Source organism: Halosimplex amylolyticum (assembly GCF_051414035.1).
Lineage (GTDB): Archaea > Halobacteriota > Halobacteria > Halobacteriales > Haloarculaceae > Halosimplex > Halosimplex amylolyticum.
In genome coordinates, this window is sequence record NZ_JBLKNW010000001.1 from 2,017,647 (window position 1) to 2,041,762 (window position 24,116).

Below are 24,116 nucleotides of genomic sequence, written 5' to 3' on the forward strand. Positions count from 1 at the left end.
GGAAGTTGAAGAATGGGACCGCCGAGGGATACCTTCACGGCGAATAGCCCCACTCCGTCGGTTCTTCTGGCCGAACGGAGTGTATGGGTTCATGATCAGTCCTCTGGGTCGAACTGCAGGTTCTCGATATAGGGGCGACGGCGACGCTCCAACCGCTGGCGCTCCGTCGCCTTGTCGTAGTACGATTCGATGACTTCGAGCGTCGCGTTCACGCGCTTGGCGACGATCTCCGCCGGCAAGCCCTGGTCGCGCTGCCACGTGATCGAGCCCGTCCGAACGCGGTGGGGGGACAGACTCGACGGGCACTTGCTCGCGTGGTGGACGTGGACGAACTCGCAGGTGTCGCGCCTGTGGCCGTGCGGGCAGTCCTGGTAGAGACACGGCATCGTCGCCATGTAGCACCACACCCGGACGGTGTTCTCACCGGGTCGGCCTCTCGCTGTCGTGAGGAACGGCTGACGCCCTCTCTCGTAAACGTCCGAGCGGTACCGGTCGATGTACTCGTCTAACACCACGCAGGTACTCGCCGGTAGTCCGACGGCGCGCTCGCCGTCGCTATCGTTCTTCAGCGGTGTGCCGGTGTCCGGCCGGTGTCGGAACTCGACGTACTGCTCTCCGGGGTGGTAGTCGTCGAGATCGAGAGCGCGGACACCGCCGAGACGCGCGCCGGTGAACCACAGCAGTTCAAGCAGCGCGTGGTTCGCAGTCGCGCGATCGGGGCCGTTCCGGTACGACTTGATCAGCGACCGCGCGGCGCCGTGTTCCAACATCTCGTCGTTGGACTCCTCCCCGTCCGGCACCTCCGGGACGTGGACCTTCTCGGGCAGCTCGTCGTCGACGACTTCGATGCGGGCGAGATACTCGACCCAGTTCTTGACCGTCTGCATCTCGCTGTTCAGCGTCGACGAAGCGACGCCCTGACCGCGCCGGTGGTTCTCCCACTCATCAAGCTTCCAGCCGTCGAGATCCCGCATCGTCTCGATGTCGGGCTGGTCGTCGGCCCAGTCACAGAACCGCTTCAGGCGGGACGCCCAGGACTTGATGGAACTCGCCGACGCCTCGGTCTTGCGGTGGTCGAGATAGCGGCGACGGGCTTCACGCGGGGTGAAATCGGGGCGATTCCGGTTACTCCCCGTCATCAAGGCCTGTGCAGTTCTGGAAGTGGTCGATGGTGATCCGCTCCCCATCAGAGACGAGGAACGTCTGCCCGCAGTGTTCGCACTGCAGGCGGCCCTCTGCGCTCACGCCGACTCACCACCCTTCTCGCGGGCTTCCTCGATGTGTTCCTCGTTGGCGAGTCGACGGCGGCGGCCGAGTTCGCCCTCTCTGCCGTACCGCTCGACGGCCACCTCTCGGACGGCCTGCACCTCATGAGGCGGGAACTTGACGCGCTCGCCGTCCCACTCAGTCACGCGCACCCAGCCGCTATCGAGCACGCTGTAGTCGGCCACGAGGTCGTTCCCGTAGCCCGACCGCTGGAGGTACGCAGGACTCGCGTGTTGGTTGAGGTTCTCGGGATCGAGCGGCCCACACCCCTCCTCGTCGGCGTCGTCGCCGCGGCTCTTCAGATAGCCGCCGTCAGTCATGAGGTCCGGGTCGGCGGACGCGTCGACGTCGTCGATATTGACCCGCTCGGTCAGTTCGAGCGCGCGATCCTCGACGGACTTCGCAAGCGCCGGTGTCGAGAAGTCGACCGGGCCAGCGCCGGCCTCGACGTGCCGAAGCGCCTTCGTCTCGTTGACCAGCTGGAGCAGGACGGCGTTCTGCAGGCGCGTCCGGTGGGCCAGCTCTTCGAGCGCGGCGGCCTGCCGCTCCTCCGGGGACCGGCCGCCGTCGGTCATCGCCCGCTGCTCGCCCTCGCCGGGCGACTCCGCGGGCGCCTTCGAGACGGGCGAAACGCCCATCAGACGGTCGCACTGGATACACCGCCGGTCCATCTTGCCGGACCGACGCTGTCGACGTTCTTCGTGATCGCAGCCGGGACAGCGGAGAACGAACAGGTCGGGGGCGTGCGGGTCGTGCCGATAACCCTCGGGAACGGCCGAGTTCATGGGCCGGCCTCCTCGTCGTCGTCAGTCTTTTCTCCGCTGCTCGCATCATCGAAACTGGGGGCTTGCAGGTCACTGGACATGATTCAGGCAGCCCCCTCGTCTCGAAGAACCTCTCCGTTTCCGTCCGTGCCCAGTTGCACGTTCGGCCTCTCTGCGTTGTTAGATTCGTGTTCTCGGACGCAGTGACGGATGTACTCCGAGTAATTCATACCGTACTCTTCCTTGCTGTTCCGGATTTCCTCGTCTAGCGACACCGGAACCGACAGCGTCACCGGAATGCTTCGATCTGGCATGCGATAATAACTAAGTAACCACCATATGCATAAATCTATCCCCTTCCGAATAGCCTAGACCTAAACGTCTATATCACCACAATAATACGAGTTTAGTTAGTTAGTAACCAATAATGCGCTACTCTGGCGACTGGATGGTTCTCGCCGATGACCGGATTCTGGAGTACATACGAAGGAATGAGGCGGCTGGATCGACCGAGATGGCGAAAAGCGATTACGTGCGGTATTCCCAGAGCTATATCTCTCGGAGATGTAAAAAGCTCGTAGAGAAAGGACTTCTTCGAGAGGTTGGGAATGCGGTGTACATGATCACCGAGCGGGGGGAGCGGTATCTCGATGGGGAGATAGACACGTCAGAAGACGCGCCCGACGAGGTGGAATCTCACGTTGAGAACGGGAATGGGAACGGGTCGATGGGGGACAACCACGAGCAGGTGTAACTCATGACCGAGAGAAAGTCGGCCCACTGGATGGAACAAATCGACGAACGGATTCTCGAATATATGGATTCGGAAGGCTGGGCGTCTCCCACGATACTGGCCCAGGAGCGCGGTATCAGTGCCTCACGGGGACGTATCCGGGACCGGTTCAAGACACTCCAGTACGCAGGTCTCGTCGTTCCTATCGGGGACGACATGTACGATCTGACGGGAGACGGAATCCTCTTTTTGAGGGGTGATATCGACGCGAGATACCGCCCAAAGCCAACCGCCAGCAAGGTGTTTCAGGACCGGTATCCCTGTCCCGGCCGATGGCCGCAAGCCCGGATGTCAGACCCGTGGCTGTGAGAAGAAGATTCCTACGAAGGTTGATTAATAACCTAGTACTTTATCAACCAGCAGCCGTTTGTCTCAGGTACGCCAATGAGCCATTTCAACGTCGGCAACTCAGACGAAGATGGTTCTGACGAGTTGCTGAATGCCGAGGAAACGCTCGAAGAACTCCCCTCGGCGGAAGAGTTCGGACTCGGTCTTTCTGCTGACGAGTAGTCGTTTCTGATGGCGGATAAACGGTATGTTGTCTACGTTCAGCCCGCTAAACAGAACTTAGAGGCTTTGGACGGGTCCTTGGAATCGAGGATCCGATCCGAATGTGAGGCTTTTCTCGATGCCTGGGACCCCTCGATGGTTTTCGAGAAAGGCGTGTTGCCCCCGGTGAAACAAATCAAGAAAGACCGATCAGTGGTGAGGGCGTTCGGTGCCCATTGGATCGGATACGAAGCAGAGATTCTGCTCGTGGTCGCTGTGTACAAGAAGGGGGACGAAAACCAGTTCTGGGCGCGAGACGGTGAGTTCAGGAAGACTGTAATTGACTACTTCGAGGTGCTGGATGAGTTGGACGAGAACAACGAGATCTCGGAGTGGATTCACCGCGCAAAGAATTCGGATGATTTTCGCGTCTACGAATCTGCCTGAGTGAATTACAGCCACTCGACTTTTTCGCGCTCGCGACGCTGCGCCTCGGGCGTGTGCGTCCCCCGATAATGGTCGAGGAACGTCTGTAGATCGTCCCACCCGCCCCAGTCGCAGACGACCATCGCGTCAACGTCCTCGCTCCGGAGACTCGTTGCCCAGGTCCGCCGGAGATCGTGAAAGCCGACGTACTCCCAGCCGGGTTCCCCGGTCTCCTCGTGCAGCTGGTCGGTCGCCTTCGCTGTCCACCGCCGGAGCGTCCGCGTCGACACGTCGACCACAGGCGCGTCTCTCGGCTCTTCACGCACGTCCCCGACCGTGCGGATGGTCGTGGCGAGGTTCGGCGGGATCGGCGTCTCGCGGTACTTGTCGGTCTTCGCGCTGCGCCATACGCGGAGCATCCGCCCGGCGTCGGTCTCGGCGACGTGTTCGGGCGCGACGCGGACCACTTCGTCGGACCGGAGCCCGCACCGCACGCCCAGTCCCATCGCGATCCGCTTCTCCGTGTCCTCGAAGTAGTCGAGTAGCTGCTGCACTTCTCGTTCGGACAGCCAGACTTTCATTCCCTCGTCGTCGGGGTAGCTCTCTAAGTTCATGTCCGGTATCTCTCCTTTGCGGTCAGAAATCCTAGAATCTTGGGGTAAACTGGGGGTGATCCGGGGTGTGATCGGCCCGTATCTGTCCGAGAATGTACTGAGAACCGGACACAAATTTCAGTGGGCCACTCACTGAGCTCCTGTTCAGTCCATCTGCTTACTTATCAAGCCCGTACTATTTTGATGCCGGGTATTCAAACAGATGCCATGACGGATGATATTGATGATTTAGTAGACGACTTAGAAGAACTCAGTGACCGTGCTCAAGAACTGGACGGAGAGAATGAGGTGCCCTTGTCCGAACTTTTCAATCCTAGCTTCATGAAAGAGTACACTGACTTTGAGTCACTGGAGGAGTTTTTCCAAGAAAGTCCATGGACTGTGGAATCGGAGGAGGATCTTGAACAGATTCCGGACGGCCCATTCAATGAATACGTCAGCGAGCACACGGTGTTCTCTGATCAAGACGAGATGATGGGGAAGGCCGGTGAGGAGTGGACAGCCGACCAGCTAGGACTGTAACGAGAATACTCCGTGCTGAGCAGATCCGAAACCTTCGGTGAGAACCGGACAAAAAATCTCTGTGGTGGTTAATTATTAGTGGAAACCCCACATGTCCAAAGTATGACCTCTGAAACTGAATTTGACCAAGAGATGGCTTCGGACGTAGCAGACGATTCCTTACGGCTGTTTAGAATTAATCTGATCCTTGCCGGCCTATATTCTTCAGTTCTAGCCTTTTTCTATCAGGCAGAGGGTCAGGAAATCGTCCGGAATATTCTATCTTCTGGATATACCGCGTTTGGCTTTGCTGCGTGGTTTGGCGCTATGATTTGGGCGATTTTCCACTATAGGTATGCTCGCCGATTGTCTTTCTCAAAACACCGAGATCAAGAGCTTAGTCCACCTGAGAATGCAGCAGATGTCGCGGTAAATTTCGTAAGTGCCATCGCAATTGGTACCCTGTTAAGCACGACCTCATTTGTTATCGGTTTCTTCGATGGCTTCTCCGAGATAGGCATTCCACTAACCAATCTAATTCTTCCTGTCAGTACTTCAATAGCAGCAATCTCTGTTATCTTCGTGTTCCTTTATTATTTTGACCGTGCAAAGATGAAATTTGAATGGCTAAGATGGGGGTTCGACGATTTTGCTGAGTTCTTACAACGAGAAGATTGATTTGGATTCTTGAACGGGCACCTACACCATCTCTCCTACCTGAATATCGGCGGTTAAGCACAGTCTGTGCGAGAACGGTGGTAAACGGTCAGGGTGCCCGACTCTATGCAGAGAGGGGAATACTCACAGAAGATGAATCGTCGCCTCGATGGCGCCGATCGCGACCAGCATCGCACCGAGCGCATACCAGGGCTCCCGTCGCACGTCGCCCAGCTGCTCGACCTGCGAGAGCTTCGCGCCGAGGGCAGCGAACACGAACAGCGCCGCCAGTTCCCAGGCGCCGGTCATCGCCACGACCACGCCGACGGCCAGGCCGATGATAGCCGCGTGGAACTCGCGCAACGTGCTCAGGAAGCCGTCGCGGGCCGTCTCGCTTTCCTCAGTCGACCGCGGAATGATGTTCATCGCTCCTCAACCTCACCGGGTCCCGGACCCAGGTCCGCCTCAGCACTCCGTTGAATCGGTCTCCGCTGGCCGGGCGGGTCCGGCATCCGCTCCCGGGCCGCTGTCGTGTCTGCGTTGGTGTTGCTCTCCTCCAGCGCCGTCAGCACCTCCTCGAGCGCGGCCCGGAGTTGCCTGTTCTCCCGCATCAGTTCGCCGTAGCTGGCCTTTTCAGTCTTCATTTGACGTACCTCCGTGCAGCGTAGAACAGTTGCGGCGTGTTCGATGTGTTCGACCGCGACATGTTCGCCTGAATCTGCACGTCCGAAGACGTGCTCACCGTGCTGATGTCGAAGTTCTTCGGAACGTCCGAGTAGAGAACCGTTCCGTTGCCGTCCTCAACGTCGATGGTGACCGTCTCCCCATCTGCGGAATACTCGTAGGTCACGAGGTCCCACGCCTCGATTGCGCCAGGGTGTCCGAGCGAGATGGTCACCTCTCCGCTGGTCTTCGCGCCGCTCGATCCGACCTGCGAGATGGCGAAGACGCGATCGCCGCTGCTCGCCCCGGAGACCGTGCCGGTGATGTCGCCGTACGTATCCGAGTACGGATAGGAGACTCCGCCGTCATGGAGTCCGACGCTGCTGCTCTCGGCGTAGACGCCAAGCTGGTACGTGGTCCCCTCCTGAAGCGTGTGGTCGAAGTGAACCCAGTCGCCTCCGCCCTTCGAGGAGGCGTCTTTGCGGATGATATCGTTGCCGTTCGAGTCCCGCAGCGCCACGTCGCCCGGAACCGCGGTGTTCGCCGAAATCTGCATGTCTACACCGCCGAGCGTGCCGTTCGGGTTGTACTCGACGCCGTTGAACTCGCCCCGGTTGAACGTACTATCGTCCGATGGGCGGGTGGCGAGGCTCTGCTCCTGCAAGTTGACCGAGGAACCTGTCGAAATGATGTTCGAGCCGGTCACCGTGGCCGATGAGCGGTCATCGAAGTACTCGACTTCTTCGAGGGCGGTCACCGGCGGGATGGGCTGCCACCCGTTGCCGTCGTGGACGTGATACGTCCCGCCGTCGGTGTGCAGCCACGTTTCACCCTCGCTCCCCGCGGGTTCCGTGCTCTGGCTGTAGGTCACGATCCCCGGCGTGTGGTGCGAACCGGGCGACATGCCGGCGAGGTTGCTGTGGTCGATGTTCCCCTCCTGAACGGCGAGATTGCCGTTACCGTCATCAGCGAGGGCGTTTCCGGCCGCCACCCGGATGTTGCCGCTGCCGTCGTTTTCGAGGAAGTCGCCCAGGTCCACGTCTCCGGCGTCGACCGGGTAGCCCGAGAGGTTCGCCAGGGAAATCGCGCCCTCTGCGACCGACAGCGTGCCGTCGGTGTGGTCGAGGGCGTTGCCCGCCACCAGCGTCTCGGGAATCCACTGCGTGCCGTCGTAGACGTACCCGGCGCTCACGTCGGTATCCAGCCACGTCTCCCCCTGCTCGGGGTCCGAGGGCATGGCCGACTGCACGTAATCGTAGCCGCCGCCACCGCCGCTACCGCCGACGAAGTTGGCGGTCATGCCTCGAACACGACCCCCACGCCGTCGCCGCCGTTCGGCGTCTGCACGTAGATCGCCGAGGTGTCGCTCACCTCAGAGACGAACGTGTCTCCCACCGCGGTGAGCTTGACCGGCTGGGTGCCCGAATCGCCGACGTACACGCCCCCGGCGTTCCCTTCGAGGAACGTCACGAGGACCGACACGCCGTCCGGGACGGCGTTCGCATCCAACGCTTCGGCGCCCGTGCCGCTGGTCGTGTACTCGAACGCCTCCAGGCTGTCCTCGTTGGTGAGCGCGTCGGCGATGGTCTGCTGAAGCCGCTCGTTCGCCGCGGCCACGAGGTCGCCCGCCTGGTCCTTGACGCGGGCGATCTTCTCGACCGTCGCATCCGTCTCAAGCCCCGGCATCTACTCCTCCCACCCCACGACTTGCGCCGTGTAGGTCCGGATCTGCTCGCCGACGTTGCGGATGGTGACCGTCAGCGAGTCCTCGAACTCCACAGAGGGGATGAAGCACTGACTCAGGTGGTTGGGTTCCGACGGGGGAACCGGGCTCTGCTCGTAGCGGGTCGTGCCGTCCGCCTCGATCTCGTAGGTCGTGCCGGTCGCCCGAGTGATCGCCACGATCGGCGTCTTGAACGTGGTGCTCGACTGCTCCGGCGTGAACTCGATGCGGGCCTTCTCGCCGGTGTCGAGTTGAACCTGTGCCGCCTCGCAGACCGGCGTCGCGCCGGCCGGTGGGCTGTGGCTCATGCGTGGTCGTCCTCCTGCGGGTCGGCGAGCTTCTCGGCTTTCTTCCGCTCCGATTCGTGCATCTCATCGCGTTCGATTGTGACGTTAGTCATGGTCGGGGTCGAGTTCGTCCGCCAGTCGGTCCGGGTTGATCGTCAGTTCCTCCTCGGCGTTGCGGACCATCTGCACGATCACCTCTCTGTTCGTCTTGCTCCGGTCCTCGTTGTCATCGACTCGCTGAAGGTGGCCGGCGAGGTCTCGGTGTATCTGGTGGCCCACGAACGCCACAGCGGACGCTCCCAAACCGCTGAACAGTGAGGCGCCCACGAGAATCCAGAATTGTTTCATAGCGGGCTGGCCCCCTCGACACCCGCCTCGGTCATCTCCACGAGCAGGTACACGCCGATGAGCACGACCACCAGCAGGCCGACGCCTTCGAGCTTGTCGCCGATCCCGAAGTCGGGGAACTGGGGGCCGTCCGAGTCATCGGGGTCCGGCGGGTTCCAGTTGACGTTATCGCCCGTGCTCCCGCCGTCCGTGTAGTCCGGATTCTCGGGCTCCGTCGGGGCGTCTCGCGACACTTCCGCGGTGTCGCTCATCTCGTCCGTGCTCTTGCCGGAGTCGCGCATCACGACCCTTGCGGATACCGTCGCCTGTTCGTCGTACATCGGCGCCGTGAAGTCCTTGCTGTACGTGCTCCGGTTCTCCCCGACTTCGGTCATCAGTTGGCACGTCGGGCCGGCCTCCTTCACGGTGCCGTCCGGCCCCTCGAACTCGACGCTCAGGGTGTAGCCGGCGCCGGCGCCGCTGGCGTTGTTGCAGTGGTCCGGGTCCAGGGGGTTGACGAACACCCCACCCACGTCCACGTCGGCCTCGGCGGTGAACGTCTCGCCGGGTTCCACGGTGTCCGGTACCCGGACGTTCCGCAGGATGACGTTGCCGCCCTTGGTGGTCTCGCTCATCGGATCACCCCGTAGAACACGACCGCGATGACCGCGATCATCTTCGGGTCGAGGTCGAACCCGTCGCCCGTCGACGGCGCCGGGTCGGGGTCGGTGTCCGGCTGCGTTTCGGAGCTGTCCGAGTCGGTCGAGTCCGGCGAGTCGCCGGAGTCGGTATCGCCCCAGTTCAGCCCCAGGTCGTCCGTGTACTCCTCGGTCACCGTGCCGTCGGCTTCGTCGTCCGTCATGCCGTCGGTGGGGTCGTCCGCCCAGCCACCGCCGGTAAACCCGTCGGTGTAGCCGTCGCTGGTGGTCGAGAAGTCCCCACCGTCGTCTGTACTCCCGCCGCCGCTCGTTTCGTCGTAGTCCTGAAGCATCAGAGGCTACCTCCGTAGACTGTCGCCGCTGCGAGGACCGCCAGCGCCACGAGAACCAGCCGCTTGTCTGGCCCCTGGGGCGCCGGTGCGGCCGGCCCCGTCTCGGTCTCGGTCACGAGTCCGGTCGAGTCGCCCGCCTCGCTCCCGGTGTCGCTCTCACTGCCGTGCGTCCCGTCAGTCGACGCGATGCCGACGCCCGGCGTCTCGACTCCAATCACAGCCAGCCCCCCGCCCACGCGGCTGCCAGGAGCGCCACGGCGGCCATGCCTGCCTGTCGCTGGGTGACACCGCTGTCACCCACTTCAGCGCCGGGGTCGAAGTCGCCGAAGTCGCCGAAGTCGCCCAGGTCCACGCCGGTGCTTCCCCCTTCCGGTGCGGGGTCGCTGGCGTCGCTGCCGCCGGTCGAGCTAGATCCACTCGATCCGTCCGTGTCCGAGTCATCCAGGCCGCTCGTGCCGCCGGTGTTGTCGCGCTCATCGAGGTTGTCATCCACGACTTCGCCGTCTTGAACGTCGCTCTCGTCCACGAGCACGCCCTGGTTGGTGTCGGTGCTTCCCTGCGCCTCCTCGAAGTCATCGGTCCAAGTGCCCTGCTCGGGAACCTCGTTGCTCCCGTCGAACTTGTCCGATGCGGTGGTGGGGCCGTCGACGTGCGCCGGTCCCACGTCGATGCTGTACTGCTCGCCGTCCGGGATGGTCACGGTAATCTTGTCGTCCAGCGTGCCGTTCCCGGAGATGGAGACGCTGTGCGTGTCCACCTGATTCCCGTTGACCTTCACGGGAAGCGTCCGCTCGATGTACTGGCCGATCTGGTTGACCCAGGTGATGTATACGTGCGCCTGCTGGCCGGGGTCCGGCGGGTCCGGAGCGAGGTTGAGGTTCCGGCCGCCGAGGTAGTCGCTCGTCTCCCTGGTGGCGCTGTCGCCCGCCACGGAGATCGTGAACTCGCTGGCGCCCACCGGCACCGGCACCTCGGAGGTGGTCTTCGCCGTCGAGTTCGCCGGGATGGTCGCGCTCGCCGAAGTCGCATACTGCCCGTTGATGCGGACGGGTTCAGAGATGGATAGCTTCCGGTCCATCCGGTTCGTGAACTCCATTTTCACCGGCACGCGGCTCCCCTGCATCGGCTGGGGTTCCGTGATGTGCAGCCGGGTGATGTCGACCGGGTTCGTGTACTGGCTGTCCGGGTTCAGGTCCTCGTAGCTCTCGCCGACGGCCACGGTCTCCGGCGGGGTCGTGTCGAGACCGCCCGAGTCGGTGCTGTCCGAGTCGCTGGTCGAGTCGGTCCCGCCGGAGTCGACCCCGCCGGTGTCCGTGCTGTCCGAGTCGCTGCTGTCCGAGTCGCTGCTGTCCGAGCTAGATGCTGAATCGTTCCACGAGTCGCTCCCGGAGTCCTCGCCGTCGGACGCCCCGCCGGTGGTGTACTCGTCGTCCGTGTACCCGTCCGTTTCGTCGTCCGTCATGCCGTCGGTGGGGTCGTCCGCCCACCCCCCGCCGGTGTACCCGTCATCATCCAGCCCCGAGTCCGAGTCGGTGCTGTCCGAGTCGCTGCTGTCCGAGTCGTCCGGAACCTCGCTCTCCGGGACATACTGGCCGTCGTAGTAGACGTAACTGACCGATTCCGTCTCATCGTCTGTACTGTCCGACGTTCCGCTGTCGCTGCCGTCTATCAGTGCCATGATGTTACCTCGTCTCCGCGTAGGCCAGGATAGCGACTGAGAGAACCGCGCAGAACACGATCACGTCCTCGCGGTTGTACGGCTTGCGCTCGAACCACTCGTCAAAAACGGAGTAGTGAGTGCCGTACGTCTCCATGCCGCTCGTCCCGTCGCTCGCGGGACTGCCAGCCGCTCCGTACTCGCCGGTTGCTGGCGTCCCCGTTCTGTACTCCTCGGTGGTCACGAGTCCGCCAGCATCAGGCATGGCTTACCTCACTTCCGCGCCATGTCCTGGCGGACGACCGCGGCCAGTTCCGGCACCTTGTTCGGCGCCCCGCGGTGGGGCACGTCGAGCAGGGCGTTCGGTGCGGTCACCTCCGTTCCGTCCCCATCGGGGTCCGCCGTGACCGCGGCGGTGTAGGGCGCGTTCACAGCCACCTCCAGGCTGAAGTCCGTCGGGATGATGGGCTGGAACGGCGAGGCGTCGAGGTCCATCGTGAGCGGGTTGTCGTTCTGGTCCCGCCGGTGGATCTGGCCGATGTCGCCGACGAACAGTTCTTCGACGGAACCGTTCGGGGCGACCTTCTGGATACTCACCAGGGCCTGCTCGCCGGCCGCGTAGAAGGCCGTGAGGGTGTTGTCCGTGCCGTCGTCCGTGTAGTCGAACGAGTTCCCGTCGTAGTCCACGGAGTCGGCCTTGACGCGGCTGTTCCCCTCGAACAGCGCGAACGACTGGCCGACCGTGCTCGATTCGAGCAGGTTGTTCGAGAGGTTGAAGGTCTCCGTGTTGTCGGCCGTGCCGTCGGTCGTGAAGGTCTCGCGCGCCATCAGCGACAGGTCGAAGGTGTCCTGATGACGGATGGAGTACGGCCGTTCGGCCTGGAACTCCGCGATGACCGTCCGCTGGTCGGGCGTCCCGGCGCTGAACGCGAAGTCCGACCGGGTGAGCGCGCCCTTGTCGGTCGGCACGCTCTTGATGCGTTCGAGCACCCGCTGGGCCTGCTCCGGCATCTGCTCGGGCCGTCCGCGCTGTGCGTTCCCCGGCATGGTCAGTTCTTGCTCCGGGTGTCGACGTGCTGGCGGGCGAACTCGATGCGCGAGTTCGGCCAGGAGATCTGCTCCGAGGACCGGATAGCGACCTCGAAGTTCTGGATGTCGAGGACTTCGAGGCGCCGGCCGTTCAGGTCGATGCGGGTCTGGTCCTCGTAGTCGGTGTTCTGCTGCTCGGTGAGCGAGAGCGTCCGCCACGGGCGGATGTTCTCCAGCTTCTCCGAGACGACCTCCGGCTGGGTCTTGCCGGGCGCGTCCCAGCGGAGGACCAGTTCGGTGTCGAGCGGGAGATCGTCGCCGTTCGAGTCCTTCAGTTCGGCGTACATCGGGATGCCCGACTCGCCGTCCGCCCGCTGTTCGAGGATGAGCTTCAGGCCGTCGATGGGCGAGAGCGTGAGGATCGGCGTCATCTGCCCGGTGACGTTCTGCTCCTCGGTCGCGTCGACGTTCTGACTGCCCATGTTGGTGAGGCTCTCGCTCATCAGTTACCTCCGATGTTGACGATCGTCTCGCGGACACCGACCCGCTCGGCGGCCGCCTCGACGGTGTGTGCGCCGCCACCGATACCGATGGCCGTTCCGTACGGAACGTCCACGGCGGCAGTAGTACCGACTACGACCAGTCCGTACGCCTCGTCCGGGGCGTCGAAGTGGGGTTCGATCAGGTTCTGTGCGACTTCGGCACCAGCGTACCCGGCGAAGCCTGCGGCCGCCTGCGTGTAGACTTCCGGGTCCATCAGTGCATCAAACGCGTCGCCAATCTCAGGCATACGAAAACTCAAAGCTGCCGATTTGGCAAGTAACAGCGCGTAAAATCGACGTTCCTCTCCGTCGGTGTGCGGCCTACCGCGTCAGACCGCCGCGCACTTCTGGCCCGTCGTAGTCCTCCATGAGCAACCGGAGCATCTCGGCGTTTGACGGTTCGTTCCCGTGGCGCTTCTCGGCGCGTGCCTTCTTCAGCTTCTCGAACTGTTCCGAGTCGTCCCCGCGGAGCGTAATATCTGTCCTCATGGATCAGCGATCTCCTGGCCTTCCGGCCCGTAGTGCGTCGACTGCATCGAGACGTTCGAAGTGTCTCGACGTTCGATTTCGCCGTAGTCGTCGCTGAAAATCCACTCTGAACCGGTCGTGTTGCCGTTGTCGTCCTCGAATCGACGGAGCGGGATTCCCTTGCCGTCGACCTTCAGTTCATCCGGGACGGCCGTCTGCGTGGCCGCACTGGGGTTGTGGATGTCCATCGGGTACTCCGTCACCTTCCGGAGTTTGTCGAGATCGGCGTCCGAGGTGAACCCCCCAAGTAGTCGCTCCCCGCACTGGCTGATGATGTCCTCGTCGAGTTTTGCAGCTCGTTGGGTTATCCAGATGCTCGACGCGCCCTCTCCGCGCCCGGTCGTTGCGAGGTTCCCGAGTTCCTCCGGGAGTGAGTGCTGTTCAGCGACGTTGTGCGCTTCATCGAAGGCGAGAAGGCCGGTATGACCGGCGCGACAGAGCCGGCGAACCGCCCGCGTCACGCGGACGGCCACCTGTTGCCAGTCTTTCGTCCCGAGTCGGTACTTCGCCAGCACGACGCGCGGGTTCTTCCCCAGGAACGTCTGCCACTGGTCGGTAGACCAGCCCGCCTCTGCGGGGCCGACGATGAAGTGTTTCAGATACCCGGCTTTGACCAGTCCCCGATACTCGTCTTTCGGGTCGAACAGCACTGTAATGTCGTATTTCGGGATGTTGACCTCGATGACTGCCTGGCTGTAGTAGCTCTTTCCCCAGCCGGTCTTGGCGAGTATCAGCCTATGCATCAGTCTTCCTGGAGTTCGGTCGCGGCGTCCTGCATCACGTCCCGGACGGCCCGGAAGTTGCCCGCGATCAGGCGCTTTGCCGACTGTCCGCGGTCCCACTCCAAGACCTCGGCCTCGAACTCGTCAAGGCCGACGCCGTACACGTCCTGACAGGCCACGTCGGCGAGGTGTCTTTCGGACCCCTCACCGCCTGCCGCTTCGATCTTCCCGGCCCAGTCCTCGATTTGCGATTCCCACGCCGTTGAGCCCTTCCCAGCGCCGACGTACTGCTTCGGCGGGGCCTTCTCCAGCTGTTCCGTCGCGACGTTCTGGCGCCACCAGTCTTCGAAGTCGCCCCCCAGCATCCCGCGAATGACCGCGGCGATAGCGTCGGTTCGCACCTCTTGGTCCGGGACGTCGATGTCGTAGCCCAGACCGGCAGCGTCCGACAGCGCGGCAGCGGCCTGTAGCTGCTCGTGTTCCAGGCCCGCCAGCACTTCGGCCGCGCTGCGGACGTGTTCGGTTCGACTCAGGTACTTGGCGATCTGCTTACGCATCATCTTGGATCTCCTCCTTCAGTTCGCTCAGCAGGTTTGTTTCGAGGCAGATCGGCCCGGCCACACCCACGATGGAACCGATGACAAGCGCCTGCTCGGGCTCCATCTCGGCCGATCCCTTGAACTTCTCCATCGTCTCGTTGAAGTGGCGATCGAGATCGACCTCCTCGAAGTGCTCCCGGTCGACCTTCTCGCTGTCTTCGTCTCCGTGCTTCTCGATGACCCGATTCGTGGTCTGAGTCAGCACCGAGACGTACATCTCGCCCCATCGACCGCCACCGCCACCGGATAGAGTCTCGGTCGACTGACTCGTGTCGGCGTCGGGCTCATCGCGCTCGTCAGCGTCAGGTTCGTCGTCTGGGTCGGGGTCGAGGTCGGCACCGTCGAGGTCGAGGCCAGACAGGTCTGCCGTCTCCTCGTCGGAGATGTCCGGTGCGTCGTCCCCGTCGTCTTGCGAGGGGTCTGCGTCCGCTTCTTGGGGGGTTTCTGTGTCAGATTCCGCCGGTTCCGGGTCTGTTTCGCTCACACCAGACCCCCCTCGTCCTCGGTGGTCTCGACAGTCTCGGTCTCCTCTTCAGTCTCCTCGACGGCCCCGCCCGTCTCGGTCGTTTCCTCGTCCGATCCGGACAACAGAAGCCACGCCAGCACGACCACCACGAGGGCCCCCGCAATGAGGTAGGCCGTGGGGATGTCGGAGAGGCTGCCGAAGGACAGCGTGGAAGCCGTCTCCGGGGGGTCGCTGGGTTCCGTCTGTTCCTCGGGGTCCGTGTGTTGCTGGTCGTACTCCTCAGGCGTCGGCATGTCTCCCTCCTCGCTCTCCTCTGAGTCCCCATCGCTGGGGTCCGCGTCGTCGCTGTTCTCGGTCTCGTCGGGATCGTCGCTGTCCGTCCTGTCGCTCTCGTCGCCGGTCGGGAGGTCTTCGTTTCCCTCTTCGTCCTCCTCGGCCTGCGCTTCCACCTCGGAACGTAGTTCGCCCCAGTCGTGAGCGTCGTCGATACTGCCGTTTATGTGACCCTTCACCGATTCGAGGGCCTTCGATTCGTTTTCGCCGTAGTCGCACCCCTCTACGGGGCAAGTGTAGTCTGTCATAGCGTCTCCTGGCCGCCTTCAGCGACGGCGAACTCGTCCGGGATCTGTTGCTCGGTCCCCTCTCCGGTGGAGCCGGTGTCGGTGCTCTCCCGCTGGTCGGCCAGCACGCCGCCGGGGTTCTCCTCGACGTGCTCCTCTACCTCGCCCTGTCCGCGCTCGCCCTGCTCCCCGCCTGCCAGCCGGGCCTGCGGGTCGGCCTGCTCGCCCGACAGCGTCCGCTGGTCATCCGTCTCGATGACCGCCTCTCGGTCGGGCTGGGCGAGGTCCTGGTAGTGTGCGAGTGACCGCACCTCGGGGATTTTCGCCGGCATGTCGCCGAGAGCTTCGAGGAGATCGTGCAGGCGGTCGGGGTGCAGGGGGTCCTGTCCGTTGCGCTCTCGGATGGCGTTGATCACCTGCATCGCCTGGCGAGCGTTGATGACCGCCTCGCGCACGTCGGCCAGTTCAGTACCGAGGCGTGAGACAGCCCCTCGATACCCCTGCCACGAGCGGGAGAGGGCCCCCGCTGTACTCGGTGAAACCTCCATCTCAGGGAAATCACCCCCACCGACCCGCACCAGTTCCTGTTGTTCGGTGGTGGTCTCCTCGCCCGTCTCGTCGAGCAGGTGGGAAACTTCGTCTTTGGCGTATCCGCACGCGTCCGTCAGAAACTCGCAGGCTTCGGGGTCCCCGTTCTCACAGTGCCCGCGGGCGTGGTCGCACCCCTCGTCTTGCGAGCGACGGGCGGCGCGACCCGCCTTTTCGGTGGCTGTTTCGCTGTCTTCGCGACGACGACCACCCCCCTCACGGCCTGCTCGTTCCATCACCTCCCGGTGTTCGTCGACCGTCAGGGTCGGGTCGTAGTGCGCCAGCCAGTCAGACACCCCCTCGTCCGCAGCGATTCCTTTCACACTACGGGCGTGAGGGACTGATGCGCGCCCTTCGGAGAAGTCGATTTCCCCCCGTTCGTGATCAGACAGGGGTACCTGACCAGACCCCCCTTCCCGCTCCGAGCGGGAGTCGAGGGCCTGTTGATGGGCCTGGTCGATGACGTGGTCGGGCGTGTCCGACGCGAAGACCACCTCTTTCAGGCGGCGATCGTCGTCGCTGCACAGGTGGTCGGCGTACTCGTCTCGAATGGCATCGGCCGCTGTTTTTGTTCCAAACTCGATGGTCGTCACAAGTTCCTCCGGGATAACCAACGAACACCTCAGGAATAAAACCTGTTAGCAAGTTAATAGATAATTAACTAACTAACCAAGACGGGACCGCTCACGGGAGAGGTCGGAGAGGTGGGTCTGTCGCAGGTCAGTGAGCGCGCCCACCGCACGAGCGTCGACCCGGCTCAGGTGGTCGGTGCTCTCGTCAGTCATCGATCTCACTCTCCAACCTGTCGATGGAGTCGTTCACGTGAGACAGCGCTTCGAGGGGGCGGCCGTCGTTCATCAGCCCCCGGACGGTGTGTAGGTCCGCGAGCACGTCCTGAAGGTAGGCTGTGCGCTCTTGGTCGGTCTCAGACATCGCAATCACCGCTGTTAGTGGCCGTCACAAGATCCTCCGTTAGTCGAGTCTGTTCGAGTTGCTGGCGGGCCTGTTCCACCGCTTCCGGGTTCGTGTCCGCTCCCCAGTAGTAGAGTCCGCGCTCGGTAGCGACTGCGGCGCCGGGACCGTGCCCGCAGAACGGTTCGATCAGTCTTTCGCCGTCCTCGAGGACGGGCTTGGCGAGCATCTGCCGGTAGAGCTTGACCGGCTTCCCGGTGGGATAGTCGTTCTCCGACGGTTCTCCGTCGTGTTTGAGCGCCCGGTACACCGTTCCCCGGCCCTGTACGTACCGGTCCGTTTCGCCGTTCGTGGCCGTCAGGATCGGGTAGTGCTGCACGCGGTGGTAGTAGCCCATCCCGAACTTCTCACGATCCCAGACGCACGTCCGCCGGTAGGTCAGAGGCGATTCTTCGAGACGCTGACGAAACTCGGGTACCGTGTCGTCGTCCGCGAACACGAACACCCACGCCCCGTCGACCAAGACTCGGGACAGCTCTTCGAGCACGTCGGCAAGGCGGTCGTTCTCCTCGGTCTGGTAGACCTCGAACTCCCGATCCGAGTCGGTGGACTGGAACCGCCCGGAGCCGTTGTCAGCGTTGAACTTCCAGGGGTAGTCGACGACGGCCGCGTGGCCGAAGCCTTCCTCGAGAGTCGGCAGCAGTTCGAACACGTTGCCGCGCTCAACACCGCTCGTAGATTGATCACTTGGCACCGGCATCACCCCGTGTGCCAGATGAAACGCTACCACACTGCTCACTCATCGGTCAGTTCTCCCTCGATTGCGTACTCTTCACGCTCAGTCAGCGGGTGAACGCCGACCTGTCCGTTGTGGACGGACACCAGTCCGCTATCCTTGAGCGGGTCGAGCACTTCGTCACGGATGACCTCTTTCGGCGTGTTCGGGTGGGACTCCCGGCATAGGATGTTCTCGGCTTGGTCGACGGAGAGAACACGCTTCTCCTCACCGGCCAGTGCGAGATACGCGTCGGCCAATCCGGGATCTCGCGGTAGCACGTACTGCGACCGTTCCGACGCCGGCAGGAACTCGTCGAGTGCCTCCCGGACCACGTCGCTCTTGGTGAGTCCGTGGGCGTCGATGTAGTCGGTGAAGCGAGCGGCCAGTTCGCCCGAAAGACGGGCTTCAGCGCGCTCTTCGTCCCGGTGTCGGTCGTTGCTCTCGGAGTCGCCGGGGAGTCGGCTTCCGCGGGCCTGACTCATGCTGCCCTCCTGTCCGCAGATCGGGGAACCTCTGCGGACACAGATGAAACAGGGGTACGGTCGCCCCGCATCCGGGGGGTTCCAGATCGCGGGTCGGTTTCGACTGCGGTGTATGGTGGCGGACACCCCCCCGCATGTCTCTGAGAGAGTGGGGCTGGGGACCCCTCGGTCATCGGTCGACACCCCCGAGTTTGTCGCGGGCTCGGCGGAGCAGGTTTCCGACTGTACCCGCGGAACGGTCGGACAGGTCGGCGTACTCGCGGTTACCCATCTCTCCGCGGTCGCAGGTCAGGTAGGCATCGAGTTCAGCAGGAGTGAGGCGGTCGTAAGCGGTCGGGTCGTCGTCGAGGCAGAGCCAAGCTGGTGGCTCTGGGTACTCGCGGCCGGTGTCGAGGTGCGAGACGACGATACGGCCACGAGTCCACTGCCACCAGAGCGCCGCGACGTGAGAGCACCAGCCGTCGTTGAACCGGTGCGCCTTACAGTCGCAGTCAGCTAACAGCGTTCGTCCCTTCAGCGCCCACGTGACCCTGTGCGGGTAGTCTGAACCGCTAAGGTATACCATGCGCTCGGCGTTGGTGACGGGGCCGCCCTCGTCCGCCTCTTCCTGAGCGCGCTGCCACGGCGTCGAGAGCGTCCAGTCGTCGGGCATCGACAACGTCGGCGGGCCGCCGAGTCGGTTCGGGAGATCGTCGCTCGGCTGCCAGTTGCTGCCGCTCTCGATGCTCATGGGCGACACACCCCCCGTTCCTTCGCCGGGCACCGCTTCAGCGGGGCGTCGATGAGGCACCCACAGAAGTCGCAGATCTGCCCGGTGTTGTCGGTGGGATCAGGAATGCCGGGCGTCTCGGGCGCGCGGCTCACGCCGACCACCTCGAAACAGTGAAAAAGCGGCAAAGAGCGCCGCTATCCTTTATTTTGGAGTGGGACCGCCGAGATTCGAACTCAGGTCCGACGCACCCCATGCGCCGAGGATACCGCTACCCCACGGTCCCGCGTATCGGCAGACGTGCCTACCCTGATTAAGCCCTTCGCTTTGCGTCCGTCAGATCAGGACCCGTTCGAGGTCCACGACGACTCCCTCGTCGGCCTCGGGATCGCCAGCGAGCGTCCCAAGACAGACCGCTGCACCGTCGGGCGTGTAGCAAACCAACAGATCACCCCGAAATACGTCGTCGATCTCCAGCAACCCGGGTGCGTAGACGGGCGCGCCCTCGGCCACTTCGCGGGCGGCGCTCTCGGCGATGGTCGCGCTCGGCAGGTCGACGAGCGCCCGCTCGGCCGGCTGGACGACCTCCCGCAACGCGTCGGTGTCGCCCTCCTCGGCCCACGCGAGCGCGTCGGCGAGGTCGTACAGCGACGAGAGATCCGTGTCGTCGAACGACCCGGTCGTCGTCCGCCGCAGGTGGCCCATGTGCGCGCCTGTTCCGAGCGCCAGCCCGAGGTCGTGGCAGAGTTTTCGAATGTACGTACCGCTCTCGCAACGGACCCGGATCAGCGCCCGACGGTCCTCGACTTCGAGCGCGTCGAGGTCGTAGATCTCACGCGACCGAAGCCGCCGAACGACCGCGCTCTTCTTCGGTGGCTTCTGGTAGATCTCCCCCTCGAACTCTGCGAGCACCGACTCGAAGTCGGCTGGCGCAGGGCGGTGGAGTTCGAGGACCGCGACGTACTCCTTGACGCTGTCGTCGAAGACCTGGGCCATCCGCGTGGCGTCGCCGAGCAGCATCGGCAGGCAGCCAGTCACCTTCGGGTCCAGCGTCCCAGCGTGGGCGGCGCGATCGACGCCGGCCATGTCGCGTACCCAGGCGGCGACCTGGTGGGCCGACGGGCCCGGGGGCTTGTCGAGGTTGACCACGCCGAACTCGAGCAGCGCGTCGACGGAGCGTTCGTCGGGCGGGCCGCGAAGCGCCATTAGAAATCGTACTCGACGGCGGTGACGGGCGTTTTCCCCTCGTCGTCGGCCGGGTCGTAGGACTCGACCGCAGAGAGCGCGATCTCGACTTCCGTCGCCGGGCTCCACCGCGAGGTGTTGATCACGAGGTCGTAGATAGAGCGGTCCTCGATGTCGATGTTGTAGTACTCAAGATAGCGCTTGGCCTCGCTCTCGGCACGCTCGGAGGTCTCCCGGCGCGCGGTGTCGACGGACTTGTCCTCGCGGTCGGCGACGCGGTCGATCCGGACTTCGAACGGCGCGTCGAGCCAGAACTTCAGGTCGGCGTGGTCGCCGGCCATCCAGCCTGCCAGTCGCGATTCCAGGACGACGTCGTCGCGTTCGCTCGCGATCTCCCGGAGTCGTCGGTCGAGGTCGCGGTCGACCTGGTCGTCCTCCTCGGCGAGCTTGTTGAACTCGACGAGGGAGTGACCGCGTTCGTCCGCCAGCGACCGAAAGATGTCGCCGCCACTGACGTACTCGTACCCCAGCGCGTCAGCGAGCGCCTCGGCGAACGTCGTCTTTCCGCTCCCAGCGGGACCGGAGACGGTTATCAACATACCTGACGTGCGTGCGGTCGGTAAAAAGACGTTACGAACCGCCGCGTTCCCAGCAGAGACGGCTCGACAGAATTCTTCCGGCAGAACCGTGATCCGATATCCGATTCAAACGCGCTCGCTCCGGGCCCTGACGAATACGCCGAACCAGCGATACCGCGGATGACGAGGGCCAGGGCGGTGTCGATACCCCGCGTGAGAGGTGAATTGAGTTACATGTTCTGCGCGATCGCGAACGATGGCCGGGGCGTCGAAGGGGTGACCCCCCGTGTGCGATGTGAAATCGGCAGTATCGAAACTGAGTCGTGGCGAACCATTGCAGCGGTTGTCGACGACGCGCCATCGCCTGGTTTCTCCCCGGTGGAGGCGGAGTGTCGCCGGCTTCGAGACTGCTGCCGGGGTAGCCAATTAGATGGGTCGTCGATCACTTCGTACTGACTGAGTGGTCATCGTACTGTTCGACCGGGCACGGGTGTTCGCAATTCCTGTGCCGCCAATCGGAAGACGAAGCGGGGACAGTCGTACGATCGGTGACCGGAGAAACGGCCGGCACACCCCGTGTGCGAGATGAATTTCCGTCTCAGCCGACGGCACCCCTTGTGCGAAATGAAATCTGACCCGGAGTGCGTCGGATCGACTAGCCGATTCGTCGGAACACCCCGTGTGCGAGATGAAATGAGTGTGCGAGAGATGAACACCCCGTGTGCGAGATGAAATCGGGGGTGAGAAGCCGCCTGGTTAGTGTTCTTCGAAGAACTCCTCGACCTGTGCGGTGACGACGGACGCGATGAGGTCCTCGTTGTTCTCGACCTCCTCGAGACGGATATCGGCTTGGAGCGTTTCCGCGACGACTTTCGGGTCGTCGATGAAGGTGTACTCCTTGTGGACGCCGCTCCCGTACCCGCGACCGCGTTTCTCCGACGTGATGAAGTTGTACGTCTCCGCCTCGCTCATGTACCGGAGGTACGAATCGCGGGACTTCTCCTCGGTGTCCACGAGACTGGTGAGATACTGGTACACCCGGTAGGCGACGGTGCTCGGGACCGCGTTCAGACTGCGCTGGGAATAGACGGGGACGACCGCGGTCGCGTACAGCGAGAGTTTCTTCTGCGCCGAGAGCCCCTGCATCTGCGTCAGCGTGCGATCGCGTTCGGCCTCTTCCTGGGCCCCCCTCACGTGGTCTTCGCGGACCGACTCCTCGCCCTCCCGGTCGGCGATCTCGCCGGCCTTCCGGAACAGGTCGATGGCTTTCCGCGCGTCGCCGTGGTCCTGGGCGGCGAAGGCAGCGCTGAGCGGGATGATCCCGTCTTCGAGCACGCCCTCCTGGTAGGCGTCGCGGCGTCGTTCGAGGATCGCCTGGAGCTGATTCGCGTCGTAGTCCTGGAAGACGACGTCCTGGGGGTTGAACGAACTCTCCGCACGACCGTCCAGGTCCTCCATGAATCGCGGGTCGTTCGTGAGCGCGGCGACCGAGACGTGGCCGTCGATCCGGCCGAGTTGTGTCGCACGGGAGAGCTGATAGAGCAGTTTCGAGTACGCCGGTTCGGCGTTGGGGTCTCGCTGTCGGCCGACGAGGAGGTCCACCTCGTCGAGGATGATGATGACCGAGTCGAAGTTGTCGCTCAGGATCTCGTAGAACCGGTTGAGCTTCTGATCCGTCGAGATTCCGCTTTCGGGGACGCCGAGGTCGACGCCGGCTTCGGTCGCGGCGTTTTCCGCCAGCCGATAGACCGCGCGGTCGTGGGACTTGATCGTCTGGCAGTTGATCCGGATTACCCCGAACCGGTCGTCCTGGGAGTTCGACAGTTCAAGGACCTGTTCGCAGACGGCGTTGATGATTAGCGACTTCCCGGTCCCCGAGGGGCCGTAGAGCAGCATATTCGGCGGCTTGTTACCCTGTAGCGCCGGACGAAGGTACGTGATGATGTCTTCCAGTTGTTGTTCCCGACCCACGATCCGGTCCTCGTCGATAACGACGTCCGGGTCGAGCAACCCCTTGTCCTTGAAGACGGAGTTTTGCACGCCCTCCTGGAGACGGCCCTTGATGGACTGCGAGAGAGACGGGCTATCGTCGCCGTTGGCCATGCTATCCGTCTCAACCTCGTCCTATAAATATACCCTGGGACCGTGTGCGAGATTAAATACGCCGGAATTCGACGGAACGGGCCATATTACAGGGTCGTTCGGCTGGAACCGGTCAACCGATGTCGAGATCAATTGTGGGCGCCCACCCCGTGTGCGAAGTGAAATCGGGCGTTCGGCGGGCACTCACCTCGACACGGGCCCCTTCGAAGTTTGCGTACCCGCGATTTTCTCGTGTCCGTGGTTTCGATATCGGATCGGCGTTACGGATACTGAATCGACAGCACGGACTACGACCGAGTCGCGGCCGGCCGAGCGTTCGACCACCCCCACACCCCGTGTGCGAGATGAAACCGGACGCGAGAGAGGGTGGGTTGCGGGAGCGTAAGTAGTTCTACCGCCACTCAACCGAATTCGAGAGACAGGACTACTCCGAGCGCAATTTCCCACCCGGTGGTCGAAACAGGAGGTTTTATGATTGTATCTCGAAAACTCACTCCGTAGTCCGGCTAGTGTCGTGCGTTCTGTTACTGATAGATACCATATATTATCTCGTCGATCGAGATGGGACGTCTCCGGATCTATCCCGTAGACCGCCTGTTGTGCCTTCGGATCGGGATATTTACCCGAAATCGCAGGACAGGCCGGCAGTACCCTGATCCCGATTTCATCTCGCACACGGGGTGTGGGGGAAACGGAGTCCGGGGAGGATTGCGACGGAGCATTCCTCGTCTCGTCAGTCGTCTCCTCGCTTGTCGTGCAGTTCGAGCGAGAGCCGACGGCCAGCCGAACTTTCGTCCGTCCAGGGTTGGTTCCCGATACCGAAATCCCCGACAATCTCCAGCCGTCCTACCGCCCGTCACGGAACCGATCGCAACGTCGGCCAGCGACTGACCGCAGTGGTTCGCTCGATTTCATTTCGCACACGGGGTGTGACCGATCTCAGTGTGCGATTCACTGGGATCTTCGTGCCCGGTGGATACTTCGCCGTGACGTTCCCAAATCAGCACTCCCCGACCTCGGTTGGAACGAGGGAAGTCATCGGTCTCCCGGTGGTAGCTATCCAGACTGTCGACGACCGTCTGTGAGGTTGTTTTCCTGGCAATCGGCGGCCGTAGACGCTCTCGTCGCTCCGGTGTCTCTCGACAGCACGACTGTGACTACGGTCCGACACCCCTGC

37 protein-coding genes and 1 tRNA gene are annotated in these 24,116 nt (G+C 63.1%); 6 read left to right on the forward strand and 32 right to left on the reverse strand.

Annotated features, from left to right (window positions below):
- Positions 1–95: 95 nt before the first annotated feature.
- The 3 genes from ACMGFE_RS09630 to ACMGFE_RS09640 all read right to left on the reverse strand — a co-directional run bounded on the left by ACMGFE_RS09630 (position 96) and on the right by ACMGFE_RS09640 (position 2,344).
- Positions 96–1,139 carry a tyrosine-type recombinase/integrase gene (locus ACMGFE_RS09630; RefSeq protein ID WP_436924940.1) on the reverse strand — a complete coding sequence of 348 codons (1,044 nt, stop codon included), beginning with the start codon at positions 1,137–1,139 and terminating at the stop codon, positions 96–98.
- Between the two features lie 102 nt (positions 1,140–1,241).
- Positions 1,242–2,051, reverse strand: coding sequence for a hypothetical protein (locus ACMGFE_RS09635; RefSeq protein ID WP_436924941.1), 810 nt, complete (start codon positions 2,049–2,051; stop codon positions 1,242–1,244).
- A gap of 83 nt (positions 2,052–2,134) precedes the next feature.
- Positions 2,135–2,344, reverse strand: coding sequence for a CopG family transcriptional regulator (locus ACMGFE_RS09640; protein ID WP_436924942.1), 210 nt, complete (start codon positions 2,342–2,344; stop codon positions 2,135–2,137).
- Between the two features lie 113 nt (positions 2,345–2,457).
- On the opposite strand from ACMGFE_RS09640, the gene ACMGFE_RS09645 reads away from it, so the two are divergent.
- From ACMGFE_RS09645 to ACMGFE_RS09660, 4 genes are all read left to right on the forward strand, one after another.
- Positions 2,458–2,784, forward strand: a complete 327-nt coding sequence (locus tag ACMGFE_RS09645; RefSeq protein ID WP_436924943.1) for a winged helix-turn-helix domain-containing protein — start codon at positions 2,458–2,460, stop codon at positions 2,782–2,784.
- A gap of 3 nt (positions 2,785–2,787) precedes the next feature.
- A complete protein-coding gene (locus ACMGFE_RS09650) occupies positions 2,788–3,132 on the forward strand; it encodes a hypothetical protein (RefSeq protein ID WP_436924944.1) in 345 nt (114 codons plus the stop codon).
- Between the two features lie 75 nt (positions 3,133–3,207).
- Positions 3,208–3,333 carry a hypothetical protein gene (locus tag ACMGFE_RS09655; protein ID WP_436924945.1) on the forward strand — a complete coding sequence of 42 codons (126 nt, stop codon included), beginning with the start codon at positions 3,208–3,210 and terminating at the stop codon, positions 3,331–3,333.
- 9 nt (positions 3,334–3,342) lie between these two features.
- A complete protein-coding gene (locus ACMGFE_RS09660; RefSeq protein WP_436924946.1) occupies positions 3,343–3,759 on the forward strand; it encodes a hypothetical protein in 417 nt (138 codons plus the stop codon).
- 5 nt (positions 3,760–3,764) lie between these two features.
- Here ACMGFE_RS09660 and ACMGFE_RS09665 read toward each other — a convergent pair whose 3' ends face one another.
- Positions 3,765–4,352, reverse strand: a complete 588-nt coding sequence (locus ACMGFE_RS09665) for a tyrosine-type recombinase/integrase (RefSeq protein ID WP_436924947.1) — start codon at positions 4,350–4,352, stop codon at positions 3,765–3,767.
- 207 nt (positions 4,353–4,559) lie between these two features.
- On the opposite strand from ACMGFE_RS09665, the gene ACMGFE_RS09670 reads away from it, so the two are divergent.
- Positions 4,560–4,874, forward strand: a complete 315-nt coding sequence (locus ACMGFE_RS09670) for a hypothetical protein (RefSeq protein ID WP_436924948.1) — start codon at positions 4,560–4,562, stop codon at positions 4,872–4,874.
- Positions 4,875–4,976: 102 nt separating this feature from the next.
- Positions 4,977–5,531 (forward strand): hypothetical protein, encoded by a 555-nt coding sequence (locus ACMGFE_RS09675; protein WP_436924949.1) that lies wholly within the window; start codon positions 4,977–4,979, stop codon positions 5,529–5,531.
- A gap of 123 nt (positions 5,532–5,654) precedes the next feature.
- Here ACMGFE_RS09675 and ACMGFE_RS09680 read toward each other — a convergent pair whose 3' ends face one another.
- From ACMGFE_RS09680 to ACMGFE_RS09815, 28 genes are all read right to left on the reverse strand, one after another.
- On the reverse strand, positions 5,655–5,936 hold the full coding sequence (locus tag ACMGFE_RS09680) for a hypothetical protein (protein WP_436924950.1): 282 nt from the start codon (positions 5,934–5,936) through the stop codon (positions 5,655–5,657).
- Entirely contained in the window at positions 5,933–6,154 is a 222-nt protein-coding gene (locus ACMGFE_RS09685; protein WP_436924951.1) for a hypothetical protein, read from the reverse strand. Before ACMGFE_RS09685 ends, ACMGFE_RS09680 begins: the two co-directional genes overlap by 4 nt.
- A complete protein-coding gene (locus ACMGFE_RS09690) occupies positions 6,151–7,473 on the reverse strand; it encodes a hypothetical protein (protein ID WP_436924952.1) in 1,323 nt (440 codons plus the stop codon). The genes ACMGFE_RS09685 and ACMGFE_RS09690 overlap by 4 nt, the downstream gene beginning before the upstream one ends.
- Positions 7,470–7,859, reverse strand: coding sequence for a hypothetical protein (locus ACMGFE_RS09695; protein ID WP_436924953.1), 390 nt, complete (start codon positions 7,857–7,859; stop codon positions 7,470–7,472). The genes ACMGFE_RS09690 and ACMGFE_RS09695 overlap by 4 nt, the downstream gene beginning before the upstream one ends.
- A complete protein-coding gene (locus ACMGFE_RS09700; protein WP_436924954.1) occupies positions 7,860–8,204 on the reverse strand; it encodes a hypothetical protein in 345 nt (114 codons plus the stop codon).
- Between the two features lie 84 nt (positions 8,205–8,288).
- Positions 8,289–8,531, reverse strand: a complete 243-nt coding sequence (locus tag ACMGFE_RS09705; RefSeq protein WP_436924955.1) for a hypothetical protein — start codon at positions 8,529–8,531, stop codon at positions 8,289–8,291.
- Positions 8,528–9,145 carry a hypothetical protein gene (locus ACMGFE_RS09710; RefSeq protein ID WP_436924956.1) on the reverse strand — a complete coding sequence of 206 codons (618 nt, stop codon included), beginning with the start codon at positions 9,143–9,145 and terminating at the stop codon, positions 8,528–8,530. Before ACMGFE_RS09710 ends, ACMGFE_RS09705 begins: the two co-directional genes overlap by 4 nt.
- A complete protein-coding gene (locus tag ACMGFE_RS09715; protein WP_436924957.1) occupies positions 9,142–9,501 on the reverse strand; it encodes a hypothetical protein in 360 nt (119 codons plus the stop codon). Before ACMGFE_RS09715 ends, ACMGFE_RS09710 begins: the two co-directional genes overlap by 4 nt.
- Positions 9,501–9,719 carry a hypothetical protein gene (locus ACMGFE_RS09720; RefSeq protein WP_436924958.1) on the reverse strand — a complete coding sequence of 73 codons (219 nt, stop codon included), beginning with the start codon at positions 9,717–9,719 and terminating at the stop codon, positions 9,501–9,503. The genes ACMGFE_RS09715 and ACMGFE_RS09720 overlap by 1 nt, the downstream gene beginning before the upstream one ends.
- Positions 9,716–11,179: a hypothetical protein gene (locus ACMGFE_RS09725; protein WP_436924959.1), complete on the reverse strand. Its 1,464-nt coding sequence runs from the start codon at positions 11,177–11,179 to the stop codon at positions 9,716–9,718. The genes ACMGFE_RS09720 and ACMGFE_RS09725 overlap by 4 nt, the downstream gene beginning before the upstream one ends.
- Before the next feature lie 4 nt (positions 11,180–11,183).
- On the reverse strand, positions 11,184–11,423 hold the full coding sequence (locus tag ACMGFE_RS09730; protein ID WP_436924960.1) for a hypothetical protein: 240 nt from the start codon (positions 11,421–11,423) through the stop codon (positions 11,184–11,186).
- An 8-nt stretch (positions 11,424–11,431) separates the two neighbouring features.
- Complete coding sequence (locus tag ACMGFE_RS09735) at positions 11,432–12,205, reverse strand: hypothetical protein (RefSeq protein ID WP_436924961.1); 774 nt, start codon at positions 12,203–12,205, stop codon at positions 11,432–11,434.
- Between the two features lie 2 nt (positions 12,206–12,207).
- Positions 12,208–12,690, reverse strand: a complete 483-nt coding sequence (locus ACMGFE_RS09740) for a hypothetical protein (protein WP_436924962.1) — start codon at positions 12,688–12,690, stop codon at positions 12,208–12,210.
- Positions 12,690–12,977 carry a hypothetical protein gene (locus tag ACMGFE_RS09745; protein ID WP_436924963.1) on the reverse strand — a complete coding sequence of 96 codons (288 nt, stop codon included), beginning with the start codon at positions 12,975–12,977 and terminating at the stop codon, positions 12,690–12,692. The genes ACMGFE_RS09740 and ACMGFE_RS09745 overlap by 1 nt, the downstream gene beginning before the upstream one ends.
- Positions 12,978–13,050: 73 nt before the next feature.
- Positions 13,051–13,218: a hypothetical protein gene (locus ACMGFE_RS09750; protein ID WP_436924964.1), complete on the reverse strand. Its 168-nt coding sequence runs from the start codon at positions 13,216–13,218 to the stop codon at positions 13,051–13,053.
- The gene (locus tag ACMGFE_RS09755; protein ID WP_436924965.1) at positions 13,215–14,000 is read right to left on the reverse strand and encodes a helicase HerA domain-containing protein; all 786 of its coding nucleotides are present in this window, start codon (positions 13,998–14,000) and stop codon (positions 13,215–13,217) included. Before ACMGFE_RS09755 ends, ACMGFE_RS09750 begins: the two co-directional genes overlap by 4 nt.
- Positions 14,000–14,539, reverse strand: coding sequence for a hypothetical protein (locus tag ACMGFE_RS09760; RefSeq protein WP_436924966.1), 540 nt, complete (start codon positions 14,537–14,539; stop codon positions 14,000–14,002). Before ACMGFE_RS09760 ends, ACMGFE_RS09755 begins: the two co-directional genes overlap by 1 nt.
- Entirely contained in the window at positions 14,529–15,062 is a 534-nt protein-coding gene (locus tag ACMGFE_RS09765; protein ID WP_436924967.1) for a hypothetical protein, read from the reverse strand. The genes ACMGFE_RS09760 and ACMGFE_RS09765 overlap by 11 nt, the downstream gene beginning before the upstream one ends.
- A complete protein-coding gene (locus tag ACMGFE_RS09770; protein ID WP_436924968.1) occupies positions 15,059–15,625 on the reverse strand; it encodes a hypothetical protein in 567 nt (188 codons plus the stop codon). The genes ACMGFE_RS09765 and ACMGFE_RS09770 overlap by 4 nt, the downstream gene beginning before the upstream one ends.
- Positions 15,622–16,785 carry a hypothetical protein gene (locus tag ACMGFE_RS09775; protein ID WP_436924969.1) on the reverse strand — a complete coding sequence of 388 codons (1,164 nt, stop codon included), beginning with the start codon at positions 16,783–16,785 and terminating at the stop codon, positions 15,622–15,624. Before ACMGFE_RS09775 ends, ACMGFE_RS09770 begins: the two co-directional genes overlap by 4 nt.
- A 184-nt stretch (positions 16,786–16,969) precedes the next feature.
- Positions 16,970–17,125 carry a hypothetical protein gene (locus ACMGFE_RS09780; protein WP_436924970.1) on the reverse strand — a complete coding sequence of 52 codons (156 nt, stop codon included), beginning with the start codon at positions 17,123–17,125 and terminating at the stop codon, positions 16,970–16,972.
- Positions 17,118–17,858, reverse strand: a complete 741-nt coding sequence (locus tag ACMGFE_RS09785) for a DNA methyltransferase (protein WP_436924971.1) — start codon at positions 17,856–17,858, stop codon at positions 17,118–17,120. The genes ACMGFE_RS09780 and ACMGFE_RS09785 overlap by 8 nt, the downstream gene beginning before the upstream one ends.
- A gap of 41 nt (positions 17,859–17,899) precedes the next feature.
- Positions 17,900–18,364, reverse strand: coding sequence for a hypothetical protein (locus tag ACMGFE_RS09790; protein ID WP_436924972.1), 465 nt, complete (start codon positions 18,362–18,364; stop codon positions 17,900–17,902).
- 169 nt (positions 18,365–18,533) lie between these two features.
- Positions 18,534–19,094, reverse strand: coding sequence for an RNA polymerase sigma factor (locus tag ACMGFE_RS09795; protein WP_436924973.1), 561 nt, complete (start codon positions 19,092–19,094; stop codon positions 18,534–18,536).
- A gap of 194 nt (positions 19,095–19,288) precedes the next feature.
- Positions 19,289–19,359 (reverse strand) — tRNA-Pro (locus ACMGFE_RS09800).
- Between the two features lie 50 nt (positions 19,360–19,409).
- Positions 19,410–20,279 carry an RNA-guided pseudouridylation complex pseudouridine synthase subunit Cbf5 gene (locus ACMGFE_RS09805; RefSeq protein WP_436924974.1) on the reverse strand — a complete coding sequence of 290 codons (870 nt, stop codon included), beginning with the start codon at positions 20,277–20,279 and terminating at the stop codon, positions 19,410–19,412.
- A complete protein-coding gene (gene cmk, locus ACMGFE_RS09810; RefSeq protein ID WP_436924975.1) occupies positions 20,279–20,857 on the reverse strand; it encodes a (d)CMP kinase in 579 nt (192 codons plus the stop codon). Before cmk ends, ACMGFE_RS09805 begins: the two co-directional genes overlap by 1 nt.
- A gap of 735 nt (positions 20,858–21,592) precedes the next feature.
- Entirely contained in the window at positions 21,593–22,939 is a 1,347-nt protein-coding gene (locus tag ACMGFE_RS09815; RefSeq protein ID WP_436924976.1) for an orc1/cdc6 family replication initiation protein, read from the reverse strand.
- Between the last annotated feature and the right edge of the window lie 1,177 nt (positions 22,940–24,116).